Origin of the sequence: Fictibacillus sp. Mic-4 (assembly GCF_049843615.1) — a bacterium.
Lineage (GTDB): Bacteria > Bacillota > Bacilli > Bacillales > Fictibacillaceae > Fictibacillus_A > Fictibacillus_A gelatini.
Genome location: NZ_JBBHZM010000056.1, coordinates 1 through 15,388 on the forward strand (window position 1 = coordinate 1; position 15,388 = coordinate 15,388).

14 protein-coding genes and 2 pseudogenes are annotated in these 15,388 nt (G+C 38.4%); 12 read left to right on the forward strand and 4 right to left on the reverse strand.

Annotated features, from left to right (window positions below; translation table 11 throughout):
- Nucleotides 1-2 precede the first annotated feature (2 nt).
- The gene (locus tag WD019_RS20225; protein WP_026678150.1) at nt 3-578 is read right to left on the reverse strand and encodes a hypothetical protein; all 576 of its coding nucleotides are present in this window, start codon (nt 576-578) and stop codon (nt 3-5) included.
- An 11-nt stretch (nt 579-589) separates the two neighbouring features.
- A complete protein-coding gene (locus tag WD019_RS20230; RefSeq protein ID WP_026678149.1) occupies nt 590-1,168 on the reverse strand; it encodes a hypothetical protein in 579 nt (192 codons plus the stop codon).
- A gap of 279 nt (nt 1,169-1,447) precedes the next feature.
- On the opposite strand from WD019_RS20230, the gene WD019_RS20235 reads away from it, so the two are divergent.
- The 5 genes and pseudogenes from WD019_RS20235 (at nt 1,448) to WD019_RS20255 (ending at nt 7,323) form a co-directional block, all read left to right on the forward strand.
- Nucleotides 1,448-3,265: an assimilatory sulfite reductase (NADPH) flavoprotein subunit gene (locus WD019_RS20235; protein WP_425712625.1), complete on the forward strand. Its 1,818-nt coding sequence runs from the start codon at nt 1,448-1,450 to the stop codon at nt 3,263-3,265.
- Nucleotides 3,266-3,290: 25 nt separating this feature from the next.
- Nucleotides 3,291-5,009 (forward strand): assimilatory sulfite reductase (NADPH) hemoprotein subunit, encoded by a 1,719-nt coding sequence (gene cysI / locus WD019_RS20240; RefSeq protein ID WP_026678147.1) that lies wholly within the window; start codon nt 3,291-3,293, stop codon nt 5,007-5,009.
- A gap of 157 nt (nt 5,010-5,166) precedes the next feature.
- Nucleotides 5,167-6,272 (forward strand): annotated as a pseudogene (locus WD019_RS20245) (metallophosphoesterase).
- Nucleotides 6,273-6,360: 88 nt separating this feature from the next.
- On the forward strand, nt 6,361-6,804 hold the full coding sequence (locus WD019_RS20250; protein ID WP_026678146.1) for a GNAT family N-acetyltransferase: 444 nt from the start codon (nt 6,361-6,363) through the stop codon (nt 6,802-6,804).
- Between the two features lie 156 nt (nt 6,805-6,960).
- Nucleotides 6,961-7,323 carry a VOC family protein gene (locus tag WD019_RS20255; RefSeq protein ID WP_026678145.1) on the forward strand — a complete coding sequence of 121 codons (363 nt, stop codon included), beginning with the start codon at nt 6,961-6,963 and terminating at the stop codon, nt 7,321-7,323.
- A 131-nt stretch (nt 7,324-7,454) separates the two neighbouring features.
- Here WD019_RS20255 and WD019_RS20260 read toward each other — a convergent pair.
- A pseudogene (locus WD019_RS20260) lies at nt 7,455-8,303 on the reverse strand (alpha/beta fold hydrolase).
- Between the two features lie 559 nt (nt 8,304-8,862).
- Between WD019_RS20260 and WD019_RS20265 the strand changes: the two are divergent.
- The 7 genes from WD019_RS20265 to WD019_RS20295 all read left to right on the forward strand — a co-directional run bounded on the left by WD019_RS20265 (nt 8,863) and on the right by WD019_RS20295 (nt 14,888).
- On the forward strand, nt 8,863-9,501 hold the full coding sequence (locus WD019_RS20265; protein ID WP_425712626.1) for a hypothetical protein: 639 nt from the start codon (nt 8,863-8,865) through the stop codon (nt 9,499-9,501).
- Nucleotides 9,494-10,462, forward strand: a complete 969-nt coding sequence (locus WD019_RS20270; RefSeq protein WP_425712627.1) for a hypothetical protein — start codon at nt 9,494-9,496, stop codon at nt 10,460-10,462. Before WD019_RS20265 ends, WD019_RS20270 begins: the two co-directional genes overlap by 8 nt.
- Complete coding sequence (locus WD019_RS20275) at nt 10,431-11,426, forward strand: hypothetical protein (RefSeq protein WP_425712628.1); 996 nt, start codon at nt 10,431-10,433, stop codon at nt 11,424-11,426. The genes WD019_RS20270 and WD019_RS20275 overlap by 32 nt, the downstream gene beginning before the upstream one ends.
- Nucleotides 11,427-11,442: 16 nt before the next feature.
- Nucleotides 11,443-11,763: a hypothetical protein gene (locus WD019_RS20280; RefSeq protein ID WP_425712629.1), complete on the forward strand. Its 321-nt coding sequence runs from the start codon at nt 11,443-11,445 to the stop codon at nt 11,761-11,763.
- Nucleotides 11,757-12,440 carry an ATP-binding protein gene (locus WD019_RS20285; RefSeq protein WP_425712633.1) on the forward strand — a complete coding sequence of 228 codons (684 nt, stop codon included), beginning with the start codon at nt 11,757-11,759 and terminating at the stop codon, nt 12,438-12,440. Before WD019_RS20280 ends, WD019_RS20285 begins: the two co-directional genes overlap by 7 nt.
- An 11-nt stretch (nt 12,441-12,451) precedes the next feature.
- Nucleotides 12,452-13,939: a hypothetical protein gene (locus WD019_RS20290; RefSeq protein WP_425712630.1), complete on the forward strand. Its 1,488-nt coding sequence runs from the start codon at nt 12,452-12,454 to the stop codon at nt 13,937-13,939.
- 526 nt (nt 13,940-14,465) lie between these two features.
- Entirely contained in the window at nt 14,466-14,888 is a 423-nt protein-coding gene (locus WD019_RS20295; protein ID WP_425712631.1) for a DUF4030 domain-containing protein, read from the forward strand.
- A 135-nt stretch (nt 14,889-15,023) separates the two neighbouring features.
- Here WD019_RS20295 and WD019_RS20300 read toward each other — a convergent pair.
- A partial coding sequence (locus tag WD019_RS20300; RefSeq protein WP_425712632.1) for a hypothetical protein occupies nt 15,024-15,388 on the reverse strand: 365 nt, incomplete at its 5' end.

The following is a 15,388-nucleotide window of genomic DNA, read 5'->3' on the forward strand; positions in this document are numbered from 1 at the left end:
AGTTATTGATGATTTACTTTCACTTTTGTCCTTATTCCAGACCATATGGCAATAATGAGCCCGCCGACAAGATCGGCAATCAAATCCGTCATCGTATCTTTATTGCCGCCGCCCTGAAGTGTCATGCCGAACAATTGATCCGAGCTAAATTCGTATATCTCCCATAAAACACCGCCAAGCAATGCAAAAGAGAGTGTAAACAAAAAGACAAACCATGGGGATATCGCTTGCCCCGCATCTCTATGCACAAGTCTTTCATAGAGTGCCACTGCAGTAAAAGCGAGAATAATTCCGCTTATGACGTGCATAAACGTATCCCACCAGCCAAGGCCATACAATCCGACGATAGATCCTAAATATTGCGATCCAAATAAAAATATCAAGTATGAAATGACGATTGGCAAATTAAATTGAAGCTTTGTGAAAAGGGCCAATAATAAAGGAACTGCACCGCATACAATACCGCCAATCGCAACGAGTGATTTAAACGATTCACCATTTGCATAATAATAAATGGATAAAATCACCATAAATAGCACGTAAATTGAACTAAGTATAATGACAAGCTTGCGATTCATCGTATCACCCCTTATCCTCGGATTTTTTGGGTCTTTAAGCTAAAGTAAAGAGAAAGAAGAAAGCCGCCGGTCAGGCCGCAAATCAGATCATACATTGTATCCTTATTACCGCCTCTTTGCATCGTATGTGTAAAAAATTGATCTCCTGCAAACTCATAAATTTCCCATAAAACAGTCGCAGTGACCGCAAGCGAAAGGAGAAAAAGAAAGAAAATCCAACGCGAGATGCCTTTTCGGACTGGCTGAGGAATCAATACTTGATACAAAGTGATTCCAATATAGCTTACGAGAATGCCTTTATAAAAATGCAAAGAAGAATCCCACCATTTGTATTTCAAATAAAAACTTTCGATGGATCCTAAATAGGTCGTACAAAAAATTAACACATAGTAACCAAGCAATGACGGAATATTAAAAGGATTGTTTTTTAAAAACAATAAAAATAGAGGCACTGCGCTTACACCGATTCCTCCAAGTGCCACTTGCCAGCGGGAAGAATCGTCCTTCATAAAGTAAACGATAAATAATACAGCGAAAAATACGATAAGTATTTCACTAAAAATAATGATTATTTTTTGTTTCAATGCCATCACCTATTTCCAAAAGAGTCCTTATCAATATGTCCATATTTATGCTGGTGAAACCATAGTTGGAAGTGATCGATGAATTTCTCTTTTGTTTCGGCTTTGTTTCGGCCCGATTTTTTAATAAAAATGGTTTTAACTTAAAAACCAACTTGACTTATAGGAATAATATAGATATGATAAAAATTAATTTTTAATAAAAAGCGAATTGTACGAATTGCTAAAACAAGTCATTTAAATATAAGTGAATGATGAGTTTATATTTTTTTTGTGAGGTGGGTATCGTTGCAACTTCAGGTAATCAACAGTCCATTTAATGAGGAGCAGGTGGAGCTCCTTAACCGTCTTCTGCCAACTTTGACCGGGTCTCAAAAAGTCTGGTTGAGCGGATATCTTACAGCATTCCATTCTTCTTCGGTAGCAACTTTAGACGATAACGTAAGAGCATTTCCCGCCAGAAACCATGAGACGCCGATTTCAAAGGAAGTTACCATCCTTTTCGGTTCACAAACTGGAAACGCACAGGGACTTGCGAAAAAAGCTGGCAAAACGCTCGAGGAAAAAGGGTTTCAAGTAACGGTCTCGGCAATGAGCGATTTCAAGCCGAACAACTTAAAGAAAATCCGAAACCTTCTAATAGTTGTGAGCACACACGGAGAAGGCGATCCACCGGATAACGCGCTCTCGTTTCATGAATTCCTTCATGGCAGACGTGCCCCGAAACTTTCCGATCTAAACTATTCTGTACTGGCATTAGGTGACAGCTCATATGAGCATTTTTGTCAAACAGGAAAAGAATTTGATCAGCGGCTGAAAGAGCTCGGGGGAACACAACTTTATCCGCGGGTTGACTGTGACGTTGATTTTGATGAGCCGGCAGGTGAATGGTTGGACGGAGTGCTTGGCAGGTTAAGTAAAACGGGGGATACCAATGCCTCAAACAGGCCATTAACAACACAGCAAACAGCAGAATCAACGTATTCAAGATCGAATCCTTTTCAAGCAGAAGTGCTTGAAAATATAAATTTAAACGGCCGCGGTTCGAATAAGGAAACACGCCACCTTGAGATTTCCCTTGAAGGGTCTGGTTTATCCTATCAACCGGGCGACTGTCTTGGCATCTATCCAGAAAACGATCCTTCACTTGTAGACCAGCTTCTTGAAGAGCTGAAATGGGATGCTGAAGAAAGTGTAACCATTAATAAACAGGGAGACATCCGATCTCTTAAAGTAGCTCTTACTTCCCATTATGAAATTACGAATCTATCAAAATCGCTTCTTGAGAAGGTGGCTAAGCTATCGGAGAATAAAGATTTATGGGAACTTTTATCTCCAGGCAATGAAGAACGATTAAAAGCATATATAGAAGGACACGATTTGCTTGATTTAGTCCGTGATTTTGGTTTATGGGGGGGATCAGCACAAGAGTTTGTTTCCGTACTCCGTAAAATTCCACCACGACTATATTCGATCGCAAGCAGCCTGACTGCAAATCCGGGCGAAGTGCATTTGACGATTGGCACTGTCCGGTATAATGCACACGGACGTGAACGTAAAGGGGTTTGCTCCAGCTTTTGCGCTGAACGCCTTGAGCCGGGCGACACTCTGCCTATTTTCATTCAGCATAACGAAAACTTTAAGCTGCCGGAAAATCCGGATACGCCGATCATTATGGTTGGACCGGGCACAGGCATCGCACCGTTCCGTTCCTTTATGCAAGAGCGCGAAGAAATAGGTGCCGAAGGAAAATCGTGGCTGTTTTTCGGAGATCAGCATTTCGTAACGGATTTCCTTTATCAGACCGAATGGCAAAAATGGCTGAAAGACGGCGTGTTAACGAAAATGGATGTTGCGTTTTCCCGGGATACGGAGGAAAAAGTCTACGTGCAACACCGTATGCTTGAACATAGCAAAGAACTGTTTGAATGGCTCGAGGAAGGGGCGGCAGTTTACATTTGCGGAGATGAGAAAAATATGGCTCATGACGTCCATCACACGCTGCTTTCGATTATCGAAAAAGAAGGCGGCATGAGCCGTGAAAAAGCAGAAGCCTACCTTGCCGATATGCAACAGAAAAGACGCTACCAGCGGGATGTATACTGATTATGGAATAGAAGGAGTTTTCGACATGGTCAATAATAGTTTAAAAGCACCAGAAGGCCCACCAAGCGATGTTGAGCGGATTAAAGAAGAAAGCAATTATTTGCGCGGTTCATTGAAGGAATCGATGCTTGATCGAATTAGTAGCGGCATTCCTGATGATGACAACCGCCTTATGAAATTTCACGGCAGTTACTTGCAAGATGACCGGGACCTAAGGAATGAACGGCAAAAGCAAAAGCTTGAACCTGCCTATCAGTTTATGCTGCGTGTCCGCTTGCCAGGCGGTGTAGCGACTCCAGATCAATGGCTCGTCATGGATGAATTGGCGCAAAAATACGGCAATGGAACCTTGAAATTGACGACAAGAGAAACGTTCCAAATGCATGGGATTTTAAAATGGAATATGAAAAAAACGATCCAGGAAATCCATGCAGCTCTTTTAGATACGATTGCGGCATGCGGCGATGTAAACCGTAACGTCATGTGTACCTCGAATCCATATCAATCGGAAATTCATGCCGAAGTTTATGAATGGGCAAAAAAATTAAGCAATGATTTATTGCCGCGTACAAGAGCTTATCATGAAATTTGGCTTGATGAAGAAAAAGTGGCAGGCACACCGGAAGTAGAAGAAGTTGAACCAATGTATGGTCCGCTTTATTTGCCAAGGAAGTTTAAAATCGGCATTGCTGTTCCTCCATCCAATGATATCGATGTTTTTTCTCAAGACCTCGGGTTTATTGCGATTGTGGAAGATGGGAAGCTTCTCGGTTTTAATGTCGCTATCGGCGGCGGCATGGGGATGACGCACGGTGACAAAGCAACATACCCGCAGCTCGCTAAAATTATCGGCTTCTGTACGCCAGACAAACTTTACGAAGTCGCGGAAAAAACGATCACGATTCAGCGAGATTACGGAAACCGCTCCGTCCGCAAAAATGCACGGTTCAAGTACACTGTTGACCGGCTAGGGCTTGAGGTCGTCAAGGCTGAGCTGGAAAACCGCCTTGGCTGGCGACTTGATGAAGCAAAGCCGTATCATTTCGAGCATAACGGTGACCGTTATGGATGGGTGAAAGGTATTCAAGGGAAATGGCATTTCACCCTGTTTGTCGAAGGAGGCCGCGTTACGGACTTTGATGATTACAAGCTGATGTCGGGCTTGCGTGAAATCGCTAAAATCCATACCGGAGATTTCCGCCTGACGGCAAACCAGAATTTAATGATTGCCAATGTTTCCAGCCAGAAGAAGAAAAAGATCGAGGAGCTTATCGACCAATACGGGTTGACAGACGGGAAACAATATACTGCGCTTCGCCGCAGTTCGATCGCCTGTGTCGCTCTTCCTACATGTGGTCTCGCAATGGCGGAGGCTGAACGCTACTTGCCAAGCCTTATCGATAAAATTGAGAAAATCGTTGAAGAGAACGGCTTGCAGAACGAAGAAATTACGATCCGCATGACGGGGTGCCCGAACGGTTGTGCGCGCCATGCACTCGCTGAAATTGGTTTTATCGGCAAAGCGCCGGGAAAATATAATATGTACCTTGGCGCGGCATTTGACGGCAGCCGCCTGAGTAAAATGTACCGTGAAAACATCGGGGAAGAGGAAATTTTAAAAGAATTGCGGATGCTTCTTTCCCGCTACGCCAAAGAACGAGAAAAAGGTGAGCATTTCGGCGACTTTGTCATCCGCGCCGGGATCGTTAAAGCCACAACAGATGGCACGAACTTTCATGACTGATTGATTGCTATAAAGATAGCCAGTCTATCATTTCAATAGGAATGATATGACTGGCTATTTTTGAATATTTTTCTGAACAAAAAGGAGCAAACATGAAGTTTGTCGAAGTATACTGGTAAACGAAATAAAGTGGGTAACAAGTAAAGGAGCATTACCTTTGAACAAAATTAAACAATTATCACTCCCGGCGAATGCAAGAGTTATTGTAATCTCCGATATTCACGGAGAATTAGAGCTTTTTAAAAGGTTGCTAGAAAAGGTGAATGTTGAAGCGTAGGATTACTTAATCATCAATGGCGACCTTTGTGAAAAAGGCAGCAACAGCAATGGCGTCGTAAGGTACTTAATGGAACTTTCGGCTAATCATCCAAACGTTTACGTCATAGAAGGGAATTGCGATACGTTAGTAGAAGACCTATTGAATGAAAATCCAAAGTTAAATAACTACTTACGTACGAGAAAGCGTTCTTTACTCAACGAATGGCTGAAGGAATTGGGGTATTATGTTAACTATGAAACGAACGTCAAAGATACAAAAAAACGTTTAATCCATCATTTTTCAGAAGAAATGAAATGGCTGTCGGATTTGCCAACTGCGATCGAAACAGAAGACTATATTTTTGTCCATGCGGGTTTAGAAGAGATTGAGAATTGGAGAGATACAGATCGGGCGACTGCCTTAACAATGCCATCTTTTCTGGAAAAGTCACATCACGCAGACAAGTTTGCCATCGTCGGGCATTGGTCGGTTGTCAATTATAGTTCACATGTCCCCTCTCATAATCCGATCATTGACCGTGAGAAAAAAATAATTGCCATTGATGGAGGAAACGTCATTAAACCAACCGGACAATTAAATGCGTTTATCATTGACAGGTCGCCTTCCGAAGATAGATTTTCGTATACATACGTGGATCATTTGCCGAATGCTAACGTGTCAGAAGAATACCATGCAGAACTTGAAATGTTTGGTTCGATTGCATATCCATTTTATGATGTTGTTCCGGTTAAAAAAGGCGAACACTTTTCTTTATGCAAACAGCAAGAAACAAACAAGCTGCTGCATGTAAAAAATGAATATCTTAAACAACAAAATCAACCAGGGCTTTTAACTGTGAAAAGTGATTTATCCTGTGCGCTATTATCCGTAAAGAAAGGAGAACTCGTTTCCATCATCGATGATAGCTGTTCCGGATATGACTTAATAAAAAAGACGGGGAAGTCGGCTGGATACGAAAAGGCATACTTGTTAATACAAACTAAATTTGCAAAATAGATAAAGGGAAAGATATTTTATGACTTCTCCTTCAGAGATTTCATTGTGGCAACACTCATCCAGGAGGGGATTAACTTGAAATATGAGGCGTTCACGAATTTAGAAGTAGAATCGTACTGGTATAACAGCATGTGTTCACTACATGAAAGCATTTTTTCATCGAAAAGATCCGATACGATCAAGGAAGAGTTATCCTGGAGACCTCAGTTCCTTATACTGGTTGCAGTACATAAAGACCGTGTTGTTGGATATAAAATCGGCTATCAGGATCGCAAGGGCAGGTTCTACAGCTGGCTGGGCGGAGTTGATCCGGAGTATCGCAATCAAGGGATTGCATCAAAACTCATGCTTAAACAACACGAATGGTGCAAGGATCAGGGTTATGATGTGATCCGCACGCAAACTAAAAACAAATGGAAGAACATGCTCATTTTAAATTTACGCCATGGATTCGATATCGTTGGAACATATACCGACGAAAAAGGGGAACCGAAAATCATTTTAGAGAAAAGGCTTTGACACCTCCACGGCTAAAGCTGATGGGATCCTTCGGTAGTTAGCGTGCAGTCCAATTGTTATATACTTATATACTAAAGAATAAATGATAATGAGAATACGTGATTCTTGGTGGTTAAACGAGATCGCAAAAATAAAACAAATAGGAGTTGAAGTATCATGCAGCGTTTATTTATTTGGGTCGAAATTCCCGTTAGCAACATGGAACGAGCCAAAACGTTTTACGAGCAGATTTTTAAGATTGAAATGCCAAAAATGGCGATGGGTGATTGTGATTATGCGTTTTTCCCTGTTCAGGAGAAGTTTAATGGGGGGGCTCTCGTTCAAGGCCCAAATCACAAACCAGCAGTAGACGGCGTCACTGTGTATTTGGACGGAAGCCCCGACCTGGCAACAATTCTGTCACGGGTTAATGAGGCAGGTGGAAAGGTGATAATGGAGAAAACGTATACTGGCGAGGCCGGCTATTTGGGGCTCTTTCAAGATTCTGAAGGAAATCGCATCGGACTACAGCATTTGTGACCTTCCACAAACGAGATATTTCTACCTGTTTCCCGCCCTAAAGCAGCCCTGTGACTGAGCCTTTAAGCCATTAGGATGAAAAACATCTTTAACGGCAGTACTACAAAAAATAGCAACAATATTTTTTGTAGTTATAGGATATTATTTCTGAAATGAATAAGTTCTTTCTCGAACCTTTCAGCCTCTTCAAGGAAAGGATAATGGTTGCTCTTATTGAATATGACCAGCTTTGAATTAGGGATCTGCTCATGCATTTCGAATGAATAAGTTACAGGACATTGCACATCGTATTTTCCGCACATGATTAATGTTGGGGTTGAAATCAACTTTAATTTTTTTGTCACATCAAATATTGGATACTCCCGATTAAAGTAATTTAACCGGGCTGCGGACATTTTCTTCTTAATGCCTAAGTTAAATAACTCATGATACTTGTCCGGCTCATATAAGGACAATTTTGTTCTTTCGGATGAAAGCTCATTTCTTTTCTTTGCAGATAAATCGGAGCGCTTTAACGTTTCGATTAATTCCTGCATCCGGTTAAATTGAGGATGCTTTGGATTATAAATACAATCCGCTGAAAATGTCGAATAATCCCTTGCTGCTGCTCCAACAATGACAGTAAACTTCAAGCTGCTTGAAAAATGGATGCCATAGATAACGCCTAACATACCACCGGTTGAATGGCCGGCAAAGCCCCATTTCTTATAACCTAACGTTTCACGAATGGCTTCTAAATCAAATATGGTTTCCAACATGCTTAGTTGGTAAGACTCATAAGCTTTTTCCGAGTTCCCGACTTCTCTCAAATTAATTAAAAACACTTTATTGGTCTTTGTAAATGCCTCAGCGAATTAATCGCCTGTTTCATTAAATTCAGAGTAGAGATGTGTGACACAAAGAGGCTCACCTTCACCTTTTACAAATATTTCAAATGTCCCGCGATTTGTGCTTAATAAATGGTTTATCCAACGATTCATCAGTTCCTCCAGTTGTCTTATTTTTTATTTCTTTTCTTGAGCAAGGTCATTAAATCCTTTAATAATCGGAATCATTCACAAAATTTTCATTTTACGCCTGGTAACAGCTACGTTGGTCCCGGGGTAATTTTTATCAAATTTTTCTATGTATATGGAATAATAAAGATAGCAATAGATGCGGCTTTCTCTAAAGGGCGGTCGGCTCACTCCCAAAGAGAAAAGGGGGATGATGCCTGTGACAGTTGCTGAAGCAATCACTATAATGATGTCATTTGGTACATTTTGTAGAAGGACATAATAGAGGGTTCATAATGTAATCAAAAATCACCATTAAACTAGTAATTTACAATTTTAATGAACCCACTTTTAAGTCCTACGAATGGTACATAAAAGTGGGTTCATTGCCGTTTCAGAAGGTAAAAGTGGGTTCATTATTTCCATTACTAACAGTAATAAAAAGGCAGAATCCTACAAAATAATTTAATATCAAAGAAGGAATTAGCAGATTCATGTAGAATTTAAGAAATTGTTTGTAAGCTAGATCGCGAGGTGATAATTCATGTATTCACCGATTCCAATTAAGCGAAGTAGTAAGTTTGGAAACAACTATTGGGAAGCGTATAGCCCAAAAGTTCAAAGAAATGTTCGTCTTTTTAGTGACTTAGAATATGACTATTGGATTCTAATTGAAACAAACCCGAAAATACAAGCTTTCTGTGAAAGACCACTTGAAATAAAACAAATTTACAACGGAAAAGTAGTAAAAGCGATGTTCGATATGTGGATTAAATGGGAAAACGGAGAGGAACAGTTTGTTGAGGTTCAATATTCTGTTAGCAATCGATCCGTTAAACTTGCCTCGATTATCCAACAACTATGGTGTAAACATCACCAAAAAGACTTTCTTATTAAAACAGAAAAAGACATTCGAGAAAACCATATTTTACTTTCAAATATGAAAACAATCTTACCTTACATAAGCAATCGTCCTCATCCCGTTGAAACAGACTTATACAACATAAAAAGATATCTCTCCAAAGTAAAAAGATGTACAATCGCTGAATTAGACCATTATTTGGCCCTCGACCGTATTAGAATAAGAGAAGCAATCTTTTGGCTCCTATATCATGGACAAATACAAGCAAATGTTGATACTACCCCGATTGGTTCTAGTTTGGAGGTGTGGACGAATGTCTAGAAATAGATTTTTTGAAAACGATAACATAAATCCAAAACATTTAGACACTTCATTATGGCCAAATGTTTTATTGGATCAGATTGACGATGAATTTAAACCTGTCTTTTTAAAAAGAAAACAGGCGGTTGAACTATATCTTAAAAACGACAAAATGTTAAAGGAAATTTCAGCCCTTACTGGTATTAGTAGAAAACATATTCGTGAATATACAAAACGATGTTTGCAAACGGACGAATATGGAGAAATATGGGGATTTAGAGCATTAATCCCTTATAAACATATAAAACAATATAAACGTAAAAATTTATCCCATGGAGTATCAACAAATTTAGTTGGCGCTTTTGAGTTACTTCTTGAAACTTATCCTTCCATAGAAGAGACTATACGTAATTACTATTTAAAAAACCGCAAAAAGACCTCTAAGATTAACCAAAAAGTTCTTCATAAAAAATTTCTAAATGCTTGTCGTGAGATTGGCCTTACACTAAATGACTATCCCTTTAATACAGAAACCAATGCTAAAAAGGCACTTCAGCGCTATACAAAAAAACTAGAAAAACTTCACTTTCTAAATCACGAAGCCCAATCAAAGCATGATTTTTTTACAAAAGAAAATCAAAATTCCCCTTTGATTATTCGTCCTTATCAACGTGTTCAATTTGACGGTCACCGCATTGACACAGCTATAGCTGTCGTTTTTAAAACCCCTGAAGGGGACGAGGTTATCGAAGTTATGAACCGAAATTGGCTATTAGTCATTATTGATGTTGCTACAAGAGCGATTTTGGGTCATCATCTTTGTTTAAACAAAGAATACTCATCTAGCGACGTCCTACGTTGCATACGAAATGCAGTCGTTCCCTGGAAACGCAAATCGTTAACCATCCCAGGTTTAGTATTCTTCAAATGGAAGCTTTCCCTCAGATTCATTGAAAGAAGCACAATGGGGTTTATGGGATGAGTTCCTTTATGACAATGCCAGAGCAAATTTATCAAACATAGTACGTGATCGTTTAACACAAATCGTTGGTTGCGCCGTGAATGCAGGGCCGGTTCGTGTGCCGGAGCGTCGAGCCATTATTGAAAGATTTTTTAAAACGTTAGAAGATAACAGTTATCATCAATTGCCAAGTACAACAGGCAGTCATCCTAGAGATCCTTTACGAAAAGACGCGGAGCAAAAGGCTATTAAATATAGAATTTTGTCCTCACATTTGGAGGAAATTACGGACGTCCTTATTGCCAATTATAATGCAACTCCACACGAAGGGATCAATAATTTAACCCCGTTAGAAGCTTTGCAACAACGTGTTTCACGAGGTATGCTTATTCGAACAATCCCTGAGGAACAAAGAAATGAGGTGGCATTTTTCTCGATGAAAGTAGAACGAGTGATCAAGGGAAATAGGCAACACAGAAAACGGCCGCATATTAATTTTGAAGGCGTTGTGTATCACAATGAAATTTTATCGCGTTCCTACGATTTAATCGGAACGAAACTAACTTTATTGGTTAATACCGAAGATTTAAGATCCATACATGCCTATTTACCGGATGGAAGTGAATTTGGAACATTAACTGCGTCAGGAAAATGGGGGATTTCCCCACATGATTTAAAAACAAGAAGATTAATCAATAAACTGCTTAATCGAAAAATCATCCATGTCTTAAATGAGGATGACCCTGTTGAAATTTTACAACGGTACTTAGAATCAGAATCAAGGAAAAAAAAGAATGTCAGAAATACACTGTCCACATTAAATCGCTATCTCGAAGAATATTCATCTAAGGAACTAAACGATCAGAAGAATCTTGAAAAAAGCAAAAAGCAGAACGAATTAGAAGGATTAGAAACACGACAGAAACATGAACAATTGACAGATAAACCTTCTTCAAGACGATTGACAAAAACTATCTCTTATTAAGAAAGGAGGAGAAGTGTTGAAACTGGAACAAATGGTAAGTATTTCTGAACAATTGGGAAGACCTTACGTTCCTAAAGGAAGCCATCCAGTTGAGAATGGGAGATACCTTATTGCCACAAATGAAATTGATCGATTATTTGAATCGATTTGCCAATGGATTGATAACCGAGCTCCCGGTGCGATCGTTTATGGCAGACCTCGTTTAGGAAAAAGCAAGGCTATTGATTACATTATGAAAATCCTACCTGATGAATATAAAAAAACCTTCCTGTTTATAAGATCATCTGTCGTCACTATAAAAATGCGAATGAAGGCGTATTTTTTGAAGATATATTAAAGGATATCGGGCACAATTTGGCCTTTAGTGGAAAGGCCAATATTAAACGGGATCGATTAACTAGATTTTTAATTGAACAAGGAGAAAAGTCGCAGCAACATCGGATCATTTTGTTTTTAGACGAGGCTCATCGGTTACACGAGTTACATTATGGATGGTTGATGGATATTTATAATGAATTAGATTGCGTAGGTATTCATCTAACCGTAATTCTTGTTGGCCAAAATGAATTACTTTATCAACGATCAGCTTTCATACGGGCAAAAAAAGCGCAAATTATAGGAAGATTTATGGTTCATGAATACGAGTTTACCGGTATTCGCAACATTGAAGATTTAAAACCTTGTTTGTCAGGATATGATCACGATTCAGAATACCCCATAGGAAGTGAGTGGTCGTATGCCCGTTATTTTTTCCCGGAAGCCTTTAATAAAGGATACCGTTTGGAACACTGCGCAGAAGAATTAATGAAGATATTTAATGATTTACGACGGAAAGCTGGGCTAACAAAACCTGTGGAAATTCCGATGCAATACTTAACGTTAACGGTAGAATATGCGCTTCGAAAATTTGGAGCTAACGGACAGAATTTGGACTGGTTAACTACGGCTTGCTGGGAAGAAGCCATATTGAAGTCGGGTTACGTAGAAGCAGAAATTCATCAGGAGATCATATAGGGGGAGGGAAAATGCCGATAAAAAGAAGATTTCTATATATAAACGACGCCTCCCCGTTGCAATCACAACCATTTACTTGGCGAAAGGAATGGATATCTCCTTATGAATCCCCCTGGAGTATATTTGAAAAGTTTAAATATGCCAATCGAGCTACGGTTAAGGATTTATTTGATTTGTTCGGTACAACATATAGTAAAAGTCTAAAAGCTTCGAATTTAAGCCAAAAAGCTTGCAATTTAATTACTTTAGAAGGATTAGACGAATCTTTATTAAAGAAAGCCTTCGGTTTATCCATCAAAGAGGTTAATAGACGTACCATTAATATGCTCACCAACATTTTTCAGAAAGACGATCAGCAACTCTACTTTCATACAATATTAAAGCTTTGTCCCAAGTGCATTAAAATAGGGTACCACAGTATTTTTCATCAATTTAGTCTGGTTCATCGTTGCCCATTTCATAATGTTTCATTTGTTGAAGGTTGTCCCAAATGTAAAAGGACAATGTTTTATCAATTAACGGATCGGTACACAAAGGAGCCTTTTCAATGTAAATGTGGCCATCTTTTATTTTCACTAAAAAATGGGCAACGCTATCCAGTTGCCTGGAAACAAATGAGTATTCAAAACCAATTTAATCCCTTAAAATATTGGATTACTTTTAATTTAAATAATGTTCATGAAAAGTTTTTTCTAAATATTCATCCTGACTCGGATTTGCAAAAAAATGATGGAGTGATGGAATTTATATTAGAAGCTGTTTCGTCAAACTATAAGACCAATCGATCGGAGATTCACCGAAAAGTTACATTTTCATCTCGAATTTGCAATTTACAACTAAAAGATGAACACTATGAATTCAATTTAAAAAAGGAAATATATCAATCATCGAGGGCTACCATAAGGTCCATCGTGTCACATATTCAAAAGATTTTTGATAATCATTCCAGTTGTATTAGGCGATTGACCACATTAAATTTCAACTATAGTCCATACAAACCATTCAAAAATTGCCCCTATGCTTTTTCATTTGTACATTGGAGGCAATTTATTGAAGGAGCAGACAGTGTCTATGACTTGGGCTTAAAACGAAAAGAGGTTCCATTTTTCAATTCGACTGAGTACTATTTTGCTACGAATCAAGATCATAACTACTTGAACGACCTTCTTTTTTGGCTTAGAAAAGCCTGTCAAATCGAAAATATCGCTACATTGAAATGGATAATAAACCGTGTTATGAGCCATTTGACGGTTAATCATCTAAAAAATTGGTTAAGAATATCACATTTGTATGTGAAAAAAAAGGTGGTGTTTTATGCTGCTCCATTTAATTTAGAGCATTTGCCATTTTTCTTAATCATCATTCCCAAAAATCAATCTCACCCGATTGAATTTCATTGGTGGACAAGTAAAGAAACTCTTCATATCGATAACCTTTTACAAACGGATTTGGCTTGTCCATTCGTTACTGAACGAAATTATAACAATTTCTTTTTATGATTCAAGATGGCGGAGATTTTTGCATATGCTGTATTATTCCATTGATCCAAAAGGCGATTGCTCCCCCAATTGCTTTTTTTTCAATGCAAAAAAAGTTGTTTACTTTTAACGATCTAAAGCCGCATTCTTCGTATGAAAAATGAGGCTACTAGGGATAGAGGTAGCTAACGTCCTATCTTTCGCAAAGTAGATACCAGTAATTGGACAGATTGCGTTTAGGTGTTCAATTGCTGGTTTTACCCCAACAAGGGTTTGGTGAATAAACTCGAATAAAAAAGAAAAAACTAAACCAAATAATACAAAAAGCTTTACATAAGGGGGACACTCTAGTGAATAACTCAAGACAATGGCTGCTTAGTGGAACTATTCTTTTATTCATGCTAGGAATGATATTTATACCTCAAATTGCTATAGCAAAATCTGAAACCAATCTAAATTGGCATATGCAATTACATAAGGGACTAAAAAAAATATGCAAAGGTTGTCACGTTGACCCTATTTCACAAAAAAGTATATATATATTACAGTGCCTAGTACAGAGAAAAAAACAGTTGACAATAAGGTACGAAAATTCGTTGATAATGTTTTAGAAGAACATGGTTATGATGCTTATACGGTGAAAGTTGTAAGGGAAAAAAAGATAAAAAATCAACTAAATGAAGAAAAAGTAAGACGATGGATGATAAAGATAATAAATCCTATTAAAGATGAAGTAATCGGCAAAACTAAATACCAGACATACGATATAGCGATTGACTTTCATCCCGCTCCTACAAAGTTGATTTTTAAAACCTATATTAAAAGTTCAGATTTGATGGCAAAACGGAAAGCAAAAAAAATCGAAGCTATGATAAAAGATTATATTAAAGCAGAGCAATTGGATCAATTAATCGATGGAGAGCCTTATAAAATAATTGTTAGAAGCAGGGACAATAAAGAACTAAATTAATCAGTTAAGCTTTTTCATTGTAATCAATGTTTTATATATATTAAGTGTAGTATAGATAATGGATATCAACAAAGTAAAAACTGAGAGTGAGCAATTTTTTTCTCATTCTCAGTTTTTACTTAAAATTTGTTTCTCTTAGTCCCAAAGCTGGAGACGTACATATTCCGATTGATATTCTGCAACTCCAACACAAACCTGTAATTCAGCCTTACCATTATCACCATCTGGTTTTATTGGAAAAGAAAGAAAGTCATTAGCAAAACGTGAACGCGTTTCATAAAGTTCGTCAACACCAGTTCCATCAAGCTCCCAAATCCATACAATCCATGTATTCCCAGGTAGTGAATTATTTGAGACTTGAACCGCAAAATCACCGCCACCCGAAGTTGTATTTACACAATTATCAAAACTCTTCTGATAATCTTTGTATAACCAAAACCATGGATTGTCATATTTGGCATCCCACTCTCCTGCCCCCATCATTGGACCATCTTTAGCAA